14 protein-coding genes and 1 tRNA gene are annotated in these 18,871 nt (G+C 65.2%); 6 read left to right on the top strand and 9 right to left on the bottom strand.

Going from position 1 to position 18,871, the window contains the following annotated elements:
- Nucleotides 1–27 precede the first annotated feature (27 nt).
- Nucleotides 28–1,503 (top strand): glucose-6-phosphate dehydrogenase, encoded by a 1,476-nt coding sequence (gene zwf, locus ACLBW1_RS20560; protein WP_447813676.1) that lies wholly within the window; start codon nucleotides 28–30, stop codon nucleotides 1,501–1,503.
- Nucleotides 1,504–1,681: 178 nt separating this feature from the next.
- Here the strand turns inward: zwf and ACLBW1_RS20555 are convergent, their stop codons facing one another.
- From ACLBW1_RS20555 to ACLBW1_RS20545, 3 genes are all read right to left on the bottom strand, one after another.
- On the bottom strand, nucleotides 1,682–2,671 hold the full coding sequence (locus ACLBW1_RS20555) for a hypothetical protein (protein ID WP_447813675.1): 990 nt from the start codon (nucleotides 2,669–2,671) through the stop codon (nucleotides 1,682–1,684).
- Between the two features lie 712 nt (nucleotides 2,672–3,383).
- Nucleotides 3,384–4,349, bottom strand: a complete 966-nt coding sequence (locus tag ACLBW1_RS20550) for a DUF4062 domain-containing protein (RefSeq protein WP_447813674.1) — start codon at nucleotides 4,347–4,349, stop codon at nucleotides 3,384–3,386.
- Nucleotides 4,350–4,482: 133 nt separating this feature from the next.
- A tRNA-Leu gene (locus ACLBW1_RS20545) sits at nucleotides 4,483–4,556 on the bottom strand.
- A gap of 223 nt (nucleotides 4,557–4,779) precedes the next feature.
- Between ACLBW1_RS20545 and ACLBW1_RS20540 the strand changes: the two genes are divergently transcribed.
- Together ACLBW1_RS20540 and ACLBW1_RS20535 are read left to right on the top strand one after the other, a co-directional pair.
- Nucleotides 4,780–5,346, top strand: a complete 567-nt coding sequence (locus tag ACLBW1_RS20540) for an ANTAR domain-containing response regulator (protein ID WP_447813732.1) — start codon at nucleotides 4,780–4,782, stop codon at nucleotides 5,344–5,346.
- Between the two features lie 180 nt (nucleotides 5,347–5,526).
- Entirely contained in the window at nucleotides 5,527–6,849 is a 1,323-nt protein-coding gene (locus ACLBW1_RS20535; protein WP_447813673.1) for an ABC transporter substrate-binding protein, read from the top strand.
- Between the two features lie 111 nt (nucleotides 6,850–6,960).
- Here the strand turns inward: ACLBW1_RS20535 and ACLBW1_RS20530 are convergent, their stop codons facing one another.
- From ACLBW1_RS20530 to ACLBW1_RS20515, 4 genes are read right to left on the bottom strand one after another with little or no spacing between them, the layout of a single operon-like run.
- Complete coding sequence (locus ACLBW1_RS20530) at nucleotides 6,961–7,788, bottom strand: ABC transporter ATP-binding protein (RefSeq protein ID WP_447813672.1); 828 nt, start codon at nucleotides 7,786–7,788, stop codon at nucleotides 6,961–6,963.
- Nucleotides 7,785–8,855: an ABC transporter ATP-binding protein gene (locus tag ACLBW1_RS20525; protein WP_447813671.1), complete on the bottom strand. Its 1,071-nt coding sequence runs from the start codon at nucleotides 8,853–8,855 to the stop codon at nucleotides 7,785–7,787. The genes ACLBW1_RS20530 and ACLBW1_RS20525 overlap by 4 nt, the downstream gene beginning before the upstream one ends.
- Nucleotides 8,845–9,837: a branched-chain amino acid ABC transporter permease gene (locus tag ACLBW1_RS20520; protein WP_447813670.1), complete on the bottom strand. Its 993-nt coding sequence runs from the start codon at nucleotides 9,835–9,837 to the stop codon at nucleotides 8,845–8,847. The genes ACLBW1_RS20525 and ACLBW1_RS20520 overlap by 11 nt, the downstream gene beginning before the upstream one ends.
- A gap of 5 nt (nucleotides 9,838–9,842) precedes the next feature.
- Entirely contained in the window at nucleotides 9,843–11,075 is a 1,233-nt protein-coding gene (locus ACLBW1_RS20515; RefSeq protein ID WP_447813731.1) for an ABC transporter permease subunit, read from the bottom strand.
- A gap of 347 nt (nucleotides 11,076–11,422) precedes the next feature.
- On the opposite strand from ACLBW1_RS20515, the gene polA reads away from it, so the two are divergent.
- Nucleotides 11,423–14,098, top strand: a complete 2,676-nt coding sequence (gene polA, locus ACLBW1_RS20510) for a DNA polymerase I (protein WP_447813730.1) — start codon at nucleotides 11,423–11,425, stop codon at nucleotides 14,096–14,098.
- A 72-nt stretch (nucleotides 14,099–14,170) separates the two neighbouring features.
- On the opposite strand, the gene ACLBW1_RS20505 is transcribed toward polA, so the two are convergent.
- Both ACLBW1_RS20505 and ACLBW1_RS20500 read right to left on the bottom strand, forming a co-directional pair.
- A complete protein-coding gene (locus ACLBW1_RS20505; protein ID WP_447813669.1) occupies nucleotides 14,171–14,710 on the bottom strand; it encodes a 2'-5' RNA ligase family protein in 540 nt (179 codons plus the stop codon).
- A gap of 96 nt (nucleotides 14,711–14,806) precedes the next feature.
- Nucleotides 14,807–15,613 carry a class I SAM-dependent methyltransferase gene (locus ACLBW1_RS20500; protein WP_447813668.1) on the bottom strand — a complete coding sequence of 269 codons (807 nt, stop codon included), beginning with the start codon at nucleotides 15,611–15,613 and terminating at the stop codon, nucleotides 14,807–14,809.
- Between the two features lie 199 nt (nucleotides 15,614–15,812).
- On the opposite strand from ACLBW1_RS20500, the gene rpsA reads away from it, so the two are divergent.
- Both rpsA and ACLBW1_RS20490 read left to right on the top strand, forming a co-directional pair.
- Nucleotides 15,813–17,294 (top strand): 30S ribosomal protein S1, encoded by a 1,482-nt coding sequence (rpsA, locus tag ACLBW1_RS20495; RefSeq protein ID WP_447813667.1) that lies wholly within the window; start codon nucleotides 15,813–15,815, stop codon nucleotides 17,292–17,294.
- Between the two features lie 319 nt (nucleotides 17,295–17,613).
- A complete protein-coding gene (locus ACLBW1_RS20490; protein WP_447813729.1) occupies nucleotides 17,614–18,855 on the top strand; it encodes an MCE family protein in 1,242 nt (413 codons plus the stop codon).
- The last annotated feature ends 16 nt before the right edge of the window (nucleotides 18,856–18,871 follow it).

Here is an 18,871-nt window from a genome sequence, read left to right as displayed (position 1 = left end):
TCGCCGTCCGGGTGGGACGATCGGGCGGTGACCGATTCCCCAGGCCGTGATCCGGACCGTGACCACCCCGGCGATGTCGATCCCCACGTGGTGGTGTTGTTCGGCGCCACCGGTGATCTGGCCCGCCGGAAGTTGCTGCCCGGCCTGTTCCATCTGTCCATGTCGAAGCTGACCCCGGCGATCCGGGTGGTCGGCACCTCGCTCGACGACATCGACACCGCCGAGTTCCAGGCGATCGCCCGCGCGGCCTGCCACGAGTTCTCCAGCCGCAGCCTGACCGACGAGGCCGTCGACGAGTTCGTCACCTCGGTCACCTACATCCCGCAGGGTGACGGTCCGGGGGCGCTGGCGGAGGTCGTGAAGGCCGCCGCGGCGACGATCGGTGGATCGCCCCGCCTGCTGCATTACCTCAGCGTGCCGCCCAGGGCCGCGATGGCGGTGCTCGAGATGCTCCACGAAGCCGACCTCGTGGCGAACTCGCGGGTGATCATGGAGAAGCCCTTCGGAACCGACCTCGAGAGTGCGCGGAGGTTGAACGCATCGATCCACACCTGGTTCGACGAGGACCAGATCTATCGGATCGACCACTTCCTCGGAAAGGAGTCGGCGCAGAACATCCTGGCGTTCCGTTTCGCCAACGGGTTGTTCGAACCCATCTGGAACCGCAACTTCATCAGCTACGTCCAGATCGACGTGCCCGAGACGTTGACGCTGGAGGGCCGTGCCCAGTTCTACGAGTCGACCGGCGCGTTCCGCGACATGGTGGTGACCCACCTGTTCCAGATCCTCGCGTTCGTGGCGATGGAACCGCCGACCGCGCTCGCACCCGGGCCCATCGGCGAGGAGAAGAACAAGGTGTTCCGGTCGATGAAGCCGCTCGACCCCGCCGACGTGGTGCGGGGCCAGTACATCGGCTACCGCGACGAGCCCGGCGTGTCGTCGGATTCCGAGACCGAGACCTTCATCGCACTCGAGTGCGGTATCGACAACTGGCGCTGGGCCGGTGTGCCGTTCTATCTGCGGACCGGCAAGTCGCTCGGAGACGGCCAGCGCATCATCTCGATCGGGTTCCGGGAACCACCGAAGAGCATGTTCCCCAGTGGGTCCGGCGTGGGACAGCACGGCCCCGACCACCTGACGTTCGACCTCGCCGACGTGTTCAAGGTGTCGCTGTCGTTCTACGGCAAGCGCCCGGGGCCGGGGATGAAGCTCGACAAGCTGAGCCTGCAGTTCGGCATGAGCGACCACGAGCACGCGGGATTGGTGCTCGAGGCCTACGAACGACTCATCCTCGACGCGATGAAGGGTGACCGGACGCTCTACACGACCGCCGAGGGCATCGAGCGACTGTGGGAGGTCTCCGCGCCCCTGCTGGCCGACCCGCCGCCGGTGCGCAGCTACAGCCCGGGTTCCTGGGGGCCCAACTCGATCCACCAGTTGATCGCCCCGCACGCCTGGCGTCTGCCCTTCGAACGGAACTGGCGTAGCAAGGACAGGGAGTGATCTGGCTTGGAGGCAATGGCGCTCCGGATGTGGTCCGCCCGGCCGGCGGACCTCGGTGCCCCCGGCGAATCACCCGAGGTGATTCACAGAGAGTTTCGACAGCATGGCCGAGGGTTGCCGGGTGCGCTGCCGTCCACTGCCTATCGCCGGCGCTTGGGACGTGCGAGACGAACTGCGCCTAACAGTCAGTCCGGGAAGCAGTTACAAGCACCTCGGTCAAATCTGTTAGATCGTGTAAGACCGTGGTGTCGTGTTGCTCTGCCAGGCCCAACTGGTTGATGTGCATGGCCCACTGACGTTCGGTCACGACGACATCGCAGTAGGGAACTGCCGTCGACAGAAACAGTAGATCGTTAAGATCGTTGCGGGTCCAGGGTTGTTGCGGGTTCCGTAAGCGAACCCGGCGGAGTTCGCTCATGACCCACCGGCTGGGTATGCCCCTCAGAAGATCGTATTGCGCCTCCTTGCTGCCGATCAGGCCCCCGAGGTCGACTTCGCTGCGGTCACACTCGGCGATCAGCGGGTCGAAAATGTCTGCGAGTTCTGACATGACCGCCACGTCGTCGAGGCGGCCGCGCAATTTTTGTTCGATAATTGCCTTGCCAAGCGTGGCCTGTCCGTCGGCGAAGCCTTGCGAGCTGGCATGAATTTGAGAGGCCGTTTCGAGCATCTTACGGGCAGCATCCGGTGCCTCCTCCGGGGCAGCTAAGATGAACTCTTCGACCTTGTTGCGGATGCGCGCCTTGACCTTTGCCCGTACGGCGGGCGGTAACGCGTCCTCGTTCATCACCTCAAAGCCCGCGACTAGATCTAGGTCGGTGCCGAAAGCGTGCTTGAATCCGACGCCGAAGAGGTTGATTTGTGACCGCAGAGGGTCGCCGGTGAGGTACTCCCGAATCTCGGCCGGGACAATTTTCTGAACGGCGGCGATCGCGTGAAACTTGGTCAGTTCAGCCATCGTCTCGCCGAGTTCACCACGGCTGCGCCCTGTCCCGCGGCGCTGAGTCTCGTAGTAGTGCGCACACGACAGAATGAATGACACCTGCCCCCGTTCTACAGCCGCCCTCGCGAGGTCGAGAACATCGGTGTACCGATCCCCGTCTGGCTTGCCGACCCGGCACTTGGTGAGGGCGATCCACTCGGATTGATCTAGGTAGTTCCGCATCATCCGTTCATTGTCTCGTCTACATCTGACATCGTCCCTGTCTTCTTCTGTTGGTACCTAACGCGCTGTAGCGTTAGATTATTGACGCCAATACGTACGCTCTGCGGCTGGCTCAGGTAACGAGCACCCCCAAGTCGCGACGGTCGGTGCCGCTGCCGTCTTGGTTAGCCGATTGGATGCACGCTTACGTCGCCGAGCACCCCCGCGGAGACGAGCCCACCGCGCTCTTGTGGCCGAGCCGAAGAAACGCCGGGTGCCGGGAAAGGCGGCTGTGGCAGAGCCGCACTGGTCGCACCTGACCGAGCTGGGCACGTGGTTTGAGACGGTCCTCGCCCCGGCGCTGGTCCGGGCCGGACTGCCGGTAAACCGACCAGCACGCGATGGACAGACGGCGGTTCGCGGTGTGCGAGTGCACGACTACTCGCGGCACACCTTCGCGACAATGCAGCTGTTGGCGGGCGTGCACTTCATGCAGGTGTCGAAGTGGCTCGGCCATGGCAGTAACCCGTTGACCCTTGACCCTACAGCGACTGGATCCCCGGCGAGGATGGCGGCGTGGCCAACGCCTTTCCAGAACCGGAACCGGTTGGCCGAATCGCGTGGGCAGGCACTCCGAATGTGGTTGAGCTATTCGGTCGATGAACTGTCGGGTGTCCGTCGAATTGCCCGTAAGATCGCGAGGTGGCGTAAGCCTTTCTCGGTGAGCCGCAAGTACTTATTTGTGTCCTGGACGGCACGTTTTTTTAACTCCTGTGTCAATCAGCCCCAACGCGCGAAGTTGAAACTCGATCGTTTCCCAGCTTTCGTTCGTCAGCGTAGTCCCGATGTCCTCGGCGTCTTTGGGGAGAACTTCTAAGTCCTCCTGGGAGACAAGCTTCGCCAATTCGCTATCGCATCGTTCTCGTGCCTGCTTTACCGAGGCCTCATCGATTAGTAGCGGTCCGATGCCTGAGAATAGTTTGTCCCAACTAGCAGTCACAGGCGATTGCTGATAATAGCGTTTGTAGTTCTGGCGGTAGTTCAACCGATAGGGAATCGTAATCTCCTCCTCGCCTTGTTTGAGTTGAGAAGTATCCTCTACCAGCGATCGCGTGGCATCCTCCTGAGCTTTTTCTGCTGCTGCGAGATCCTTTCGAAGGTCTAGAATTTCCTTCTCAACCTCGACGGTCATTGCTTTGTCGCCACGCACCCAGCCTACGCCCGGTTTTTTCTTTATCGCCTGCATTAAGCTTGTTACAATGAGGCCCCCTAACTCCGCTGGCGATTCAAAGAAGTTTACGGGACGGGACTTTACCTTATCGCGAAATTTGTCGAGCAGCTCTTGTGCATCTTTATCGAGATCAGTGTCTTCGGCTGGGATGTGACCCGGATGCTTATGGACAAATCCAAGTACGGGAATCCCGGAATCCACGGCGTAGTCGTATTCCTTTTCGGTGTAACTGATGCCTTCGGCGTCGATAATGCTTCCATACCGGCCTGCAACTACTACGATGTAGTAATCACTCTGGTCAATGACTTGCTCGATCAGTTCCCACTGGCTCTCGTCGGCCGATGGAAACATTTCCATTCCTGCTGGTAGGTGATCCATTCGGAGGATTGCCTGAATCACGGCCGCGCGTTCCTCAGTCAGGTCGGTGTACGTCGAACTTACAAAGACCTGATACCGCTTCTCATCCGCCACGCGCCAATCATGCCAGCGCTTAGAGCGGTAGCGCCGCGTTACGCCGCGCCGGTTGGGTAGCACCGGGGGTGGAATGGCCACCGCGTGGGCTAAGTCGGCTTCTTGTAAAACGCCCTGGCCAGCAGGTACGTAGTGCCCCCGGTCAGACTCGAACTGACACTGGACGGGTTTTGAATCCGTTGCCTCTGCCAATTGGGCTACGGGGGCGTCTGTTGCCTGCGCCGCGATCGGCGGGTGGCACGAGGGACCACGGTAGTGGATCGGCGCGCGCTGCTGCCAACCGGTACTGTCCATTCCTCACCCGGCAGTCGACAGTCGGCCGGTATCTGATCGTGGAGGTCCTCTTGTGACTGCAGCCTCGCCGACCCCGCCGACGCCGGCGTCGGTCGCGTCCTCCCAGCCCTCGGGTCAGACGCGCGCGCCGCACCGGGTGCTCGTCGCCGAGGACGACTCGTTGATCCGGATGGATCTGATGGAGATGCTCCGCGAGGAGGGGTACGACGTCGTCGGTGAGGCCCCCAACGGGCAGATCGCTGTGGAGCTGACCGAGTCGCTGCGACCCGATCTCGTGATCATGGACATCAAGATGCCGGTGCGTGACGGCATCGACGCCGCCGCCGAGATCGCACAGAAGCGACTCGCCCCGGTGGTCATGCTCACCGCGTTCTCGCAGCGCGATTTCGTCGAGAAGGCCCGTGACGCAGGGGCCCTCGCCTATCTCGTGAAGCCGTTCAGCAAGGCTGATCTCGTCCCCGCCATCGAGGTGGCCGTCAGTCGGTACACCGAGTTGACCACGCTCGAGACCGAGATCGCCGACATGACCGAACGTTTGGAGACCCGCAAGCTCGTCGAACGCGCCAAAGGATTGCTGATGAGCAGTCAATCATTAACGGAGCCCGAGGCGTTCAAGTGGATCCAGCGGGCGGCGATGGACCGCCGCACCACCATGAAGGTTGTCGCCGACGTGGTCATCGAGACCCTCGGCGAATCCTCCTGACGAGACCGCCGGTTTTCGGCGAATGTTACTCACGGGCAACACGAGGACGCTAGCTTGAGGCCAGCCGGGGCACGGTTCGGATGCTGTTGCATGCCACCTCGGAAGTCTTTTCGCAAGGAGAACAATGTGAAGTCGGGTCGCCATCTCATGAGTGGTGCAGTGATCGCAGCGGTGTCGGCAATGGCACTCGCCGGGTGTAGCAGCAGCGACAGCGGGGATTCCGGGGGCAGCTCAGGCGCCCCGTCGGAAAGCGTCAGCATCGAGTCCACCCCGGCCCCGGCGGGCCTGGGGCTGTCGCAGAAGCTGAACTGTCCCGGAGGGGTCGAGAAGGCCACTCCCGGTCCGGTCAGCACCGCACCGCTGAAGGTCGGCACCCTGTTGCCGGCCACCGGCAGCCTCGCCTACCTCGGACCGCCGGAATTCGCAGGCGTGAAGTTGGCGGTCACCGACATCAACGCCAACGGCGGTGTGCTCGGTCAGCCGGTCCAGGAGATCACCGGTGACTCGGGTGACACCACCACCGACACCGCCAGCGCCACCGTCGACCGTGAGCTCGGTGCGGGTGCGCAGGTCATCGTCGGCGCGGCGTCGTCGTCGGTGTCGCTGAAGGTCCTCGACAAGATCGCCACGGCAGGCGCCGTGATGTTCTCGCCTGCGAACACCTCCGACGAGTTCACCTGCTACAAGGACAAGGGCCAGTACTTCCGTACCGCGCCCGCAGACATCCTGCAGGGCCAGGCGCTCGCGCAGACCATGGCCGAGGACGGCGTGCAGCGTGTCTCGCTGCTGGCGCTCAACGACCCGTACGGCACCGGTCTGGCCGAACAGGCGCAGAAGAACCTGGAGGCCGCCGGTATCCCGGCCGACCAGATCCAGAAGATCATCTACGACCCCAACGCACAGTCGTTCAACGCCGAGGTCGACCAGGTGAAGAACTTCAACCCCGACGGCATCGCGGTGATCGGCTTCGACGAGAGCGCGAAGATCATCACCCGGATGCACGAGGTGGGCATCGGGCCGACGGACGGCAAGTCGGTCTACGGCGTCGACGGAAACATGGGCAACGCGCTCGGCGAGGCCGTCGGTGGTGGACTGCTCAAGGGCATGAAGGGCACCACGCCGCTGACCAACACCGGTGCGGAGTTCCAGGCTCGGCTCAAGGAAGCCGATCCCAAGCTGATCGACTACAACTACGCCGGTGAGAGCTACGACGCCACGGTGATCACCGCCCTGGCTGCGGCGCAGGCGAAGTCGACCAACGGACGATCGATCGCAGCCCAGATCAACTCGGTCACCTCCGGTGGCGAGAAGTGCACCTCGTACAAGGCGTGTCTCGACCTGGTGAACCAGGGCCGCGACATCGACTACGACGGTGTCACCGGAACCCTCGACTTCAACGAGGCGGGTGAACCGTCGATCGGTTCCTACGGGATCCTGGAGTTCGACGGGTCCAACAAATTGCTCGAGCCGACCCGCAAGTACGTCTCGGTGGCCGGTAAGTAGACACGCGTCACGACGAAACCCCGCACATCCCATGGGAGGTGCGGGGTTTCGTTGTCTGTGCGTCCCTGCCTGTGGTGCGCCCGGTCCGGGGTCCGAACAGGCTGCCGCCGACTACTTCTCGGAGCTACCCGCCAGCGTCCCCAGATACAGTTCGATGATCTTCGGGTCGTTGCGCAGCTTCTCCCCGGTGTCGGTGTAGGCGTTGCGGCCCTGGTCGAGCACGTAGCCGCGATCGCAGATCTGCAGGCATCGGCGGGCGTTCTGCTCCACCAGGATGATCGAGACGCCGGTGGCGTTGATCGCCTTGCACCGGATGAACACCTGGTCCTGGAACATGGGTGACAATCCCGCCGACGGCTCGTCGAGCAGCAGCACCGACGGTTCCATCATCAGCGCACGGCCCATGGCGACCATCTGACGCTCGCCTCCCGACAGTGAGCCGGCCTTGACCTTGCGGCGCTCCGACAGCAGCGGGAACAGGTCGGCCACCACCTCGAACCGTTCGGCGAACTTCTTCGGCCGCAGGTAGATCCCCATCTCGAGGTTCTCCTCGATGGTCAAGGCGGGGAACACGTTCTGGGTCTGCGGGACATACCCCACACCGGCCTGCACCAGCGTGTGCGCCTTGGCCGAGGTGATGTTCTTGTCGCGCAGTCGCACCGAGCCGTTACGGATCGGGATCAGACCGAACAGGGCCTTGAGCAGGGTCGACTTGCCTGCGCCGTTCGGGCCGATGATCCCGACGATCTCGCCGTCGTCCAGGTAGAAGTTGCAGTCGGAGAGGATGTCGATGCCCGGCAGGTATCCGGCGGTGATGTCGTCGGCGCGGATGAGCGCGTTGCCGGCGCGCCGCTGGTGTTCGGCGGGGGTCGCGGCCAGCTGGGCGGGGGTCAGTCCGGCCTCTCCGCCGGCGGTCTCGATGCCGTCGGGCTCGCTCATGGCTTGTCCTCGTCGGTGGGTCGGGATGTGGGGGAGTGTCGCGGTGTGGCGATGCCGGGCGGGGGATCGGACAGGTCGCCACCGGCCTGCAGGGTCTCCTCGATGGCCTCGTCGACCTCGTGGGCGAGCACCGCGGTCTCGCCGACCGGGTTGCCGTCGGTGTCGAACTCGAGCGCCTGATCGTGGTGGCCACCGAGATACGCGTCGACCACCGCCTCGTTGTCGCCGAGCCGGTCGGGGAGGGACTCGGCGATCACCGTGCCCTGCGCCATCACCACCACCCAGTCGCTGATGTCGCGGATCACGTCCATGTCGTGTTCGACGAACACCACGGTCATCCCGTCCTCGCGCAGCGACTTGATGTGCTCGAGAAGGCTCTGTGTCAGTGCGGGATTGACGCCGGCCATCGGCTCGTCGAGCATCACCACCTCGGGGTCACACATGAGAGCCCGTGCCATCTCGAGGAGTTTGCGCTGCCCGCCGGAGAGCGACCCGGCATAGTCGTCGGCCTTCTCCTCGAGGCGGAATCGACGCAGCAGGGCGTGTGCCCGTTCGGTGATCTCCTCTTCTTGTTTGCGCCACGTCCACGGCGCGAGCGCGGCGAGAAAGTGCTCGCCGCGCTGGTGGCGGCCGCCGAGGCGCACGTTGTCGAGCACCGACAACTTCGCGAGTGCGCGGGTCAGCTGGAACGTGCGGACCATGCCGCGACGCGAGACCTGGTGGGGGACCAGCTTTCCGAGCGGGTCACCGTTGAGCGACCAGGTGCCGGTGTTGGGTTTGTCGAACCCGGTGATGAGGTTGAAGAACGTGGTCTTGCCCGCGCCGTTCGGCCCGATGAGCCCGGTGATGGCGCCGCGCTGGATCTCGAGGTGGGCGACGTCGACCGCGGTGAGTCCGCCGAACTTCCGGGTGATGCCGTCGACGGTGATGATCGCGTCGGGTTTGGCGCTGCCCGGGCTCGGGTCGACGGCCGAGAAGATCTGTGCCCGTTCCTCGGCCGAGAGCGCGGTGAGCCGGCTCGTCGCGACGGGCGCCGTCGGCGTCTTCGGTGTGGTGTCACTTGGCATCGAGCTGGACCTCCCGCTTGTTGCCGAGGATGCCCTGTGGTCGGAACACCATCATCAGCGCGATGGCCAGACCGAGCAGGACGTAGCGGATCGCGCCGACCTGCTGCTGGCTCAGGTCGAGGATCGGGTTGTCGCCCGATGTCGCCTGGCGCAGCAGCACATCGGGGATGGAGAGCAGGAACCAGAAGAGCATGGCGCCGAGCACCGGACCGAACACCGTCGCCGCCCCGCCCAGGATCAGTGCGCCATAGGCGAAGAAGGTCTGCGCGGTGGAGTAGAAGTCGGGGTTGATCGACTGGGTCTGCAGGGCGTTGAACACCCCGGCGAGACCGCCGATGCATCCGCCGAGCACGAGAGCCTGCATCTTGTAGAAGTAGGCGTTCTTGCCGACCGATCGTGCCGCGTCCTCGTCCTCGCGGACCGCTTTGAGCACCCGTCCCCAGGGGCTGCGGACGAGCAGGAAGACGAACAGGCACAGCACTGCGACCACGATCCAGCCGATGACCATCGACCACAGGTCGCTGCCCTGGAACTTGATGCCGAAGAACGAGTACTGCTTGCCGTTGTCGAACGGACTCAGCGAGTAGAAACCGCCGGCGTAGCCGAAGAGACCGTTGGTGGAGCCGGTGACGCTGTCGGTGGAGGTCGATCGGAAGATGAGCCGCAAGATCTCCGAGGCGGCGATGGTGACGATCGCGAGATAGTCCGCGCGCAACCGGAGTGTCGGCAACCCGAGGACCAGCGCGAGAAGGCCGGCCGCGACGACCCCGATGATCGCTCCGGCCCACAACGGGAGGTCGTATTTGACCGACATGATGCCCACGCCGTACCCGCCGAGCAGGGCGAACCCGATCTGCCCGAAGTTCAGCAGGCCGGTGTACCCGAAGTGCAGGTTGAGGCCGATGGCCAGCAGGGCGTAGAAGATCGCCGAAGGACCCACCAACTGGGCCAGTGAGGTCTGCAGTGCTGCGATGAGATCCATGCCGGTCAGCCGATCCGTGCGCGGGATCCGAGGATGCCCTGGGGTCGTATGGCGAGGATGACGATCAGGACGACCAGACCGCCGATGTATTTCAGGTCGGGGTTGACCCAGTAGGTCGAGAGCTGGACCAGCAGACCGACGATCACACAGCCGAGGAGTGCGCCGTACGCGGTTCCGAGACCGCCGAGGGTGATGCCGGCGAACATGAGCAGCAACAGCTTGAACCCCATCTCCCACTGGACCCGGCCCGACAGCTCCGACAGGGCGAACAGCACGCCGCCGAGCGTGGCCAGGGCGCCCGCGAGCGCCCAGACGAACAGGATCACGCGATCGACGTCGATACCCGACGACGCCGCGAGGTCACGGTTGTCGGCCACCGCGCGCATCGCCTTGCCGATTCTCGTGCGCTGCAACATCGTGGCCACGGCGACGAGCACCACGAGACTGACGATGATGCAGAACAGGTTGACCGGGGTGATGGCGAAGGCACCCGAACCGATCTGGGTCTGGACCTGGTAGTCGGCGAAGGGTTCCGACCGGTCGGAGAAGAAGATGAGGATCAGGTAGCGGGCGACGAGCGACAACCCGATCGAGACGACGAGCTGCGCGACCAACCCCGATCGTCGGCGCCGCAGCAGGCGCCAGATGCCCAGCTCGTTGGCGACGCCGATACCCGCACCGATCACCACCGCGATGACGGTCGCGAGGATGAGGTTGAGGCCCAGCTTCACGTTGATGGCCCAGGCGATGACCGCGCCGAGGGTCACCAGCTCCCCGTGGGCGAAGTTGGTGAGACCGGTCGTCCCGAAGATGAGGCTCAGTCCGACACCGGTGATGGCGATGATGAGACCGAACCGCAGACCGTCGATGGCCAGTCGCGTCAGCTTCGACACCGCCGAGACCTCGGTGGAGGTCCGTTCGGCGCCGAAGGAGAAGATGACCGGCCGGTCGGTACCCGCGGTCAACACCACGGGGATCGACCGGGTCTTCTCCTGCACCGAGATGCCCTTGGGCAGCGTCGACTCGTCGATGGAGACGGTGTAGTTCCCCGGCGGCAGGCTGATCGACCAGGCGCCGGTGGCGCTCGACTTCGCGGTCCCCACCGTCGCACCCCCGGTGTCCTTGGCGGTGACCGTCACGTCGGCCACGCGCTCGGTCCCGTTGCGGAGGTTGCCGAAGATGCGTACGTCGCCGGGGGCGGCCGACGCCGTCGACGCGAGGGTCGAGGCCAGGATCATCGACGCGAACGCCGTCACCAGGAGCGTTGCGCACCATCGGATCACCGCGTTCCCCCGACGATGTCGCGGCCTCGCGGGTTCCCGCGAAACTGTGCCGTGCATGGGGCCGTCCACCTCCACAGATGTTCATCGTCGGCGCGATGCGCCCCGGGCGCCGCGTTCGTCACCGTGAGTTGGGACTCTAGTGCCCGAATGGACACCCGGCCGTGTGAAGCGCATTCCCGGTCGACATGTCGCAGGTCGTCGCGGTGTGTCCGACCGGCTCTCTAGAGTGGTTCGGTGTGAGCCCTACCGGAACCACCGCAGCCAAGACCGGCAAGACCAGCACCACCGGATCGCCGACCCTCATGCTGCTCGACGGCCATTCCCTGGCCTATCGGGCGTTCTTCGCCCTGCCGGCGGAGAACTTCAAGACCGCGTCGGGTCAGACGACCAACGCCGTCTACGGGTTCACCTCCATGCTGATCAACCTGCTGCGCGACGAGCAGCCCTCGCACATCGCCGCCGCGTTCGACGTGTCCCGACAGACGTTCCGGGCGGACATGTACCCCGAGTACAAGGCGCAGCGCAGCAAGTCGCCCGACGAGTTCAACGGTCAGGTCGATCTCACCAAGGACGTCCTCGCAGCGATGGGCATCCCGGTGATGGCCATCGAGGGTTACGAGGCCGATGACATCATCGCGACCCTCACCACGCAGGCCCGCGCACTGGATTTCCGCGTGCTCGTCGTCACCGGTGACCGGGATTCGCTGCAACTCGTCGACGACCACACCACCGTTCTCTATCCCAAGCGTGGGGTGTCGGAGCTGACCAGGTTCACCCCCGAGGAGGTCGACAAGAAGTACGGCCTCACCCCTGCCCAGTACCCGGATTACGCTGCGCTGCGCGGCGATCCGAGCGACAACCTGCCCGGTATACCCGGTGTGGGGGAGAAGACCGCCGCCAAGTGGATCCGGGAGTACGGATCGCTCGAGGCCCTGGTGCACAACGTCGACGCGGTGAAGGGCAAGGTGGGCGACGCCCTGCGCGAGCATCTCGCCTCGGTCCTGATGAACCGGCGTCTGACCGAGCTGGTGCGCGACATGGAACTGCCCACCGCGCCCGAGGATCTGGCTCTGCAGCCCTGGGATCGCGAGCGCATCCATCAGTTGTTCGACGATCTCGAGTTCCGCGTCCTCCGTGACCGCATCTTCACCACCCTGAGCTCGGTCGAGCCGGAGGCCGAGGCCGGGTTCGAGGTCCGCGGACAGATACTGGCCGCCGGGACCGTACGGGAGTGGCTCGACGCCCACGCCCGCACCGGTCGCACCGCCCTGTCGGTGGTCGGTCCCGCCCGCGTCCACGGCTCCGACACCGACGGGATCGCATTCGCCGCGCAGGACGGCGAGGCCGCCTGGCTCGACACCGCGATCGCCGATGCCGATGACGAGGCAGCGCTCGCCGAGTGGCTGGCCGACCCGACGTGTGCCAAGGCGATCCACGAGGCGAAGTGGGCGATCCATGCCCTGCGCGGACGCGGGTGGGCGATCGCCGGGATCACCAGCGACACCTCGCTGGCCGCCTACCTGGTGCGCCCGGGGCAGCGCTCGTTCAACCTCGACGATCTCGCCCTGCGGTACCTGCGGCGGGAACTGCGCGCCGACGACGTCGCCGACGAGGGACAGATGTCCCTGCTCGACGAGGAGGGCGCCGACGACTCCCGTCGCGCCCAGCAGGAGATGATCGCCGCGCAGGCGGTGCACGAGTTGGCGGCCACCCTCGACGGCGAACTCGCCGACATCGATTCCCTCGCCCTGCTCACCGAGATGGAGCTGCCGCTGCTGGTGGTGCTGGCCGACATCGAAGCCGCGGGCATCGCCGTGGACTCCGGTCATCTCGGCGACCTCGAGTCGCGGTTCGCCGACCGGATCCGCTCCGCCGCGGATCAGGCGTACGAGGTCATCGGGGAGCAGATCAACCTCGGCTCTCCGAAACAGTTGCAGGCCGTGCTGTTCGACAAGCTCGAGATGCCCAAGACCAAACGGACCAAGACCGGGTACACCACCGACGCCGACGCGTTGCAGACGCTGTTCGACAAGACCGAGCACCCCTTTCTCGCCCACCTCCTCGAACACCGTGACGCGACACGACTGAAAGTCACCGTCGACGGGTTGTTGAAATCGGTCTCCGACGACGGCCGGATCCACACGACGTTCAATCAGACGATCGCCGCGACCGGTCGGTTGTCGTCGACCGAACCGAACCTGCAGAACATCCCGGTGCGGACCGACGCGGGCCGCGACATCCGGAAGGGATTCGTGGTCGGTGAGGCCCCCGGTCGGCGATTCGAGTCGCTGATGACCGCCGACTACAGCCAGATCGAGATGCGCATCATGGCGCACCTGTCCGCCGACGCCGGTCTCATCGAGGCGTTCAACACCGGCGAGGACCTGCACAGTTTCGTGGGGTCGCGGGCGTTCGGTGTCCCGATCGACGAGGTGACGCCCGACATGCGCCGTCGTGTGAAGGCCATGTCGTACGGACTTGCGTACGGCCTCAGCGCTTTCGGGCTCTCGGCGCAGCTGAAGATCACCACCACCGAGGCCAAGGAACAGATGGAGGCCTACTTCTCACGGTTCGGCGGCGTGCGCGACTACCTGCACGAGACCGTGGAGGAGGCCCGCCGCAACGAGTACACCTCCACTCTGTTCGGGCGCCGGCGCTACCTCCCCGATCTCAACAGCGACAACCGGCAACGCCGTGACGTCGCCGAGCGTGCTGCGCTCAACGCCCCGATCCAGGGGACGGCCGCCGACATCATCAAGGTGGCCATGATCAATGTGCAGCAGGCGCTGCGCGATGCCGACATGAACTCGCGAATGTTGTTGCAGGTACACGACGAATTGGTGTTCGAGGTGGCCGAGGGCGAGCACGAGGCACTCGAGGCAATGGTGCGCACCCAGATGGGTGGGGCCATCGAACTGTCGGTCCCGCTCGATGTCTCGGTCGGATTCGGTCTGTCATGGGATGAGGCGGCGCACTGAGTCGGCTGTCGTCACCTCCGGCGGCGCGCGGACATTCTCAGCGACACGCATCTCTCGGCGTCTGGGTACCGCTCACGAGACGTTGACCAGGTCCACGCTCTCCCGCGCGTCACCGTCCCACCGACGTATCCCGGTGATGATCGGGGTCCACGGGACCGAGCGTGAGGCGTCGTCGGCCACCGCGATGCACCTGCCGACCTGGTCGTCGCGCACCCTTCGGGCGACGGTGACATGGGGCGTCCAGTGGTCGGGTTCGCAGTGTGCGAACATCTGGCCCTCCACGAAGTCCGTGGTGATCGCGACGACGTCCCGGTGCAACGCCAGGAGATCCCGAGTCGCCACCACCAGACGGGCGACGGTCGACCGGCCACCACGGAACACCACTGTGCCGCCGAGGTCCACGGCGAGAGGCAGGCGGTCGCCGAGGGACGCGAGAGCCCGGTCCACACCGGGGTCGATGAGATCGGCGGCGATCATCGTGATGTGCGGTCGGTTCGAGCTCGACCGGTGGTGTCCCTGGCTCGGTAGGTCTGCGTCGATCAGTGCCGACCAGACGCGGCGCACGGCCTCGTCGGTCCGGGGGTCCATGAGCAGTTCGATCGAATGCGCCATGACGCCATTGTTCGGTGCGGCGCTCGATCCCGCGGCGTCGAGGGTGGTCGGCGATCGGCTACGTGGTGGACGCCACCTCGGCCACCATCTCGCGTGTCAGGCCGGCGCGGTGCAGACGAAGATCGCCGTGCCCGGGAAGTACTGACCGCGCAGTGGACTCCACTGTCCCCACTCCTGGTCGAGCCAATCCGGCCACTCCGGTTCCACGATGTCGTCGAGCACGAGTCCGGCCGACCGGATCTCGCGGACCCGGTCACCGATGGTGCGGTGGTGTTCGACGTAGGTGACGGTGCCGTCGTCGTCGACCTCCACGTACGGGGAACGGTCGAAGTAGGGGATGGAGACGGTGAGGCCGGCCGGCCCGGGGTCGTCCGGGAAGATCCACCGCACCGGATGGTTGACGGCGAACACCCACCGCCCGCCGGGCCGCAGGACCCTGGCCACCTCGGCCATCACCCGCGCGGAGTCGGCCACGAAGGGCACCGCGCCGAACGCAGAGCAGGCGATGTCGAAGGACGCGTCGGCAAAGGGGAGGTTTTCCGCGCCCGCCTGCACCAGCGCCGGAGCCGCCGTTGCCCCCGCGGAGGATGCGCCGCTGCGCAGCATCGCCGCCGAGACGTCCAGACCGACCACCCGGGCCCCGCGCCCCGCCAGCCAACGGGCGCACGGCGCCGACCCGCAACCGACCTCGAGGATGTCGCGTCCGACCACGTCGCCGAGCAGTCTCGCGTCACCCTCGTGCAGGCCCTCGGGGCACCACACGAACTCGCCGTCGGGGGAGTCGGCGCCCAGGAAACGGCCGTGCTCGGCGTGGTAGGCCGCGGCGTCGGAATCCCACCAGCGGCGATTGGCGTCCTCGCTGGTGGCCGAGTCGGGACGCAGGCGCGTCGTCGGCCTGTTCACCTGTGCTCCCACACAATTCGGCGAGGCGGGGTCGGTTGAGGGCGCACCGAGGGGCGGTCGAGGCCATTTGCCCAGGACACAGCGCCTGGCGTAGCCTCAGACACGCGCGTGCCCACGCCCGCGTGGGAAGTCATGTCCTCATCGGACCACAACCCGCACGATCACCCCTACTACGACACTGTCCGGAGCAACCCAACATATGCCGTCCACCATCATCTCGCCGCAAGTTGCCATCAACGACATTGGCACTGCCGAGGATTTCCTCGCCGCAATCGACGCCACGATCAAGTACTTCAACGATGGCGACATCGTCGAGGGCACCATCGTCAAGGTCGACCGCGACGAGGTCCTGCTAGACATCGGGTACAAGACCGAGGGCGTCATCCCCTCGCGTGAGCTGTCCATCAAGCACGACGTCGACCCCAACGAGGTCGTCAACGTCGGCGATGCGGTCGAAGCCCTCGTCCTCACCAAGGAGGACAAGGAAGGTCGGCTGATCCTCTCCAAGAAGCGCGCGCAGTACGAGCGTGCCTGGGGAACGATCGAGGAGCTCAAGGAGAAGGACGAGGCCGTCAAGGGCACCGTCATCGAGGTCGTCAAGGGTGGTCTCATCCTCGACATCGGTCTGCGTGGCTTCCTCCCGGCATCGCTGGTGGAGATGCGTCGCGTGCGCGATCTGCAGCCGTACATCGGCAAGGAGATCGAGGCCAAGATCATCGAGCTCGACAAGAACCGCAACAACGTGGTCCTGTCGCGCCGCGCATGGCTCGAGCAGACCCAGTCCGAGGTCCGCAGCGAGTTCCTGCACCAGCTGGCCAAGGGGCAGGTCCGCAAGGGCGTCGTGTCGTCGATCGTCAACTTCGGTGCGTTCGTCGACCTCGGCGGCGTCGACGGTCTCGTGCACGTCTCCGAGCTGTCCTGGAAGCACATCGATCACCCGTCCGAGGTCGTCGCCGTCGGCGACGAGGTCACCGTCGAGGTGCTCGACGTCGATCTCGACCGCGAGCGTGTGTCGTTGTCGCTCAAGGCGACTCAGGAAGACCCGTGGCGTCAGTTCGCCCGCACACACGCGATCGGTCAGATCGTGCCCGGCAAGGTCACCAAGCTGGTGCCGTTCGGTGCATTCGTCCGCGTGGAAGAGGGCATCGAGGGCCTCGTGCACATCTCGGAGCTGGCCGAGCGCCACGTCGAGGTGCCGGATCAGGTCGTCGCGGTCAACGACGACGCGATGGTCAAGGTCATCGACATCGACCTCGAGCGTCGTCGCATCTCGCTGAGCCTCAAGCAGGCCAACGAGGACTACACCGAGGAGTTCGACCCCTCGAAGTACGGCATGGCCGACAGCTACGACGAGCAGGGGAACTACATCTTCCCCGAGGGCTTCGACCCCGACACGAACGAGTGGCTCGAGGGCTTCGAGAAGCAGCGTGAGGCCTGGGAGCAGCGGTACGCCGAGGCCGAGCGTCGTCACAAGATGCACACCGCCCAGATCGAGAAGTTCGCGAAGGCAGCGGAAGAGGCGGCCAACGCCCCGACCGATTACTCGTCGGAGTCGGCCTCGGCCGCCCCGTCGGAGGGTGGTTCCTCCTCGACCGGTGCAGCCGCACCGGCACGGGGTGGCTCGCTCGCCAGCGACGAGCAGCTCGCAGCGCTGCGCGAGAAGCTGTCCGGCAACGCCTGACATCTCCCCGCACGTAGTTCCGGCCGTGGGCCCCTCCTCATCGTGAGGAGGGGCCCACGCTCGTCTCGGCGTCCTCGTGGTCTGTGATGGGCAATGTCGATCACCACTGGTTCGAACAGTGACCCCATCCGGGTGACCTGGACCACACCGGTGGATCGAGGTGTCGAACGCGACTGTTCGGACACCGCGAACCGTGCCATCGAGCGTTGAAATCGTCAGATCCGGTGTGAGAGTGTTCCTCTCGGCGCACGCGTGAAGTGGTGATCTCACGACTCCCGGCAGGCGACCGTCGAGAGGGTGAGGTGGCGACGCCGTGAACATGGTGAGTCGGTTCCAGGTACGGCAGATCATCGTGCTGGTGGTCGTGGCCACCCTCTTCGGTGTCGTCCTCGCGGTGAAATACGCCCGCATCGACAACCTCGTCGGAGTCGGGATCTACACCGTGTCCGCGGATTTCCGGGACTCCGGTGGCATCTTCACCAACGCCGAGGTGACCTATCAGGGTGTCCCGGTCGGTCGTGTGGGCACGTTGCAGCTGCGTCCCGACGGGGTTCGGGTGAACCTGCAGCTCGATTCGGGTGGACCGAAGGTGCCGGCGACGGCGCAGGCGGTGGTGGCCAATCGGTCGGCGATCGGTGAGCAGTATGTCGACCTGCGGCCGTCGAGTGTCGGCGGCCCGTACCTGAAGGACGGGTCGGTCATCTCCGACACGACCATCCCGACGCCGGTGCAGGACGTGATCTCCTCGGCGGTCGACTTCACCGCGTCGGTCCCGCTGGGCGATCTGAACACCGTCATCACCGAGCTGGGCAAGGCGTTCAACGGCAACGGCGAGAACCTGCGGGTGCTGGTCGACTCGTTGGCGAACCTGTCGAAGTCGGGCAACGACAACCTGCCGCAGACAATCTCGTTGATCCGTAACAGCGACACCGTGTTGTCGACGCAGGCCGATCAGTCCGACGCGATCCTCGATTGGTCGAAGAACCTGAACTCCATCACGGCGCAGCTGGCGACGAGTGACCCGGATCTGCGGCGTCTGCTGACGACCGGGCAGACAAGTGCCACGCAGATCTCCGCGCTCCTCGAACGCAGCGGCGGCGACCTCACCTCGGTGCTGCGCAATCTCGCCGCCGATGTCCGCAACATCAAGGGCACGTTCCCGTTGGTCGGACCGGCGATCGGGATGCTGTCATCGCTCTCGAGTGGTAGTTACTCCACGGCCCCCGGCGACGGGACCATCCGATTCGGCGCCGTATTGGAGACCAACAATCCGCCCAACTGCACGGTGGGTTACGAGGGCACCGACGCGATCATCGCCGAGCAAAAACGCAAGAACCCGGACTTCGACATCAACTACGACGACTTCGCGTTCAACACCGACGCGCGGTGCGCGGTGCCCCAGGGCAACCCGACCGTGGTCCGTGGCGCCCAGAACGCGAAGTACGCCGACCCGAACACCACGCAGCCCTGGGATCGGAACCCGAAGAAGGATCCCGACAAGCTCAACCTCAACCCGCTCGCCACCCAGCTGTCGTATCTGTTGGGTGTCGTTCCCCGATAGAGCTGTCGGGGCGCCT

It is taken from the genome of Williamsia sp. M5A3_1d (assembly GCF_053345315.1).
Note: the sequence above shows the minus strand (reverse complement) of the source record. Positions and strands in the feature narration are given on the sequence as shown.

What these genes read in the sequence shown, in the direction of transcription:
- ACLBW1_RS20530 (WP_447813672.1), bottom strand. Translation starts at nt 7,788, where the DNA reads ATGAGCGAGCCCGACGGCATCGAGACCGCCGGCGGAGAGGCCGGACTG.
- ACLBW1_RS20535 (WP_447813673.1), top strand. Translation starts at nt 5,527, where the DNA reads ATGGCACTCGCCGGGTGTAGCAGCAGCGACAGCGGGGATTCCGGGGGC.
- ACLBW1_RS20555 (WP_447813675.1), bottom strand. Translation starts at nt 2,671, where the DNA reads ATGATGCGGAACTACCTAGATCAATCCGAGTGGATCGCCCTCACCAAG.
- ACLBW1_RS20490 (WP_447813729.1), top strand. Translation starts at nt 17,614, where the DNA reads ATGGTGAGTCGGTTCCAGGTACGGCAGATCATCGTGCTGGTGGTCGTG.
- ACLBW1_RS20525 (WP_447813671.1), bottom strand. Translation starts at nt 8,855, where the DNA reads ATGCCAAGTGACACCACACCGAAGACGCCGACGGCGCCCGTCGCGACG.
- rpsA (WP_447813667.1), top strand. Translation starts at nt 15,813, where the DNA reads ATGCCGTCCACCATCATCTCGCCGCAAGTTGCCATCAACGACATTGGC.
- ACLBW1_RS20520 (WP_447813670.1), bottom strand. Translation starts at nt 9,837, where the DNA reads ATGGATCTCATCGCAGCACTGCAGACCTCACTGGCCCAGTTGGTGGGT.
- polA (WP_447813730.1), top strand. Translation starts at nt 11,423, where the DNA reads ATGCTGCTCGACGGCCATTCCCTGGCCTATCGGGCGTTCTTCGCCCTG.
- ACLBW1_RS20515 (WP_447813731.1), bottom strand. Translation starts at nt 11,075, where the DNA reads ATGATCCTGGCCTCGACCCTCGCGTCGACGGCGTCGGCCGCCCCCGGC.
- ACLBW1_RS20505 (WP_447813669.1), bottom strand. Translation starts at nt 14,710, where the DNA reads ATGGCGCATTCGATCGAACTGCTCATGGACCCCCGGACCGACGAGGCC.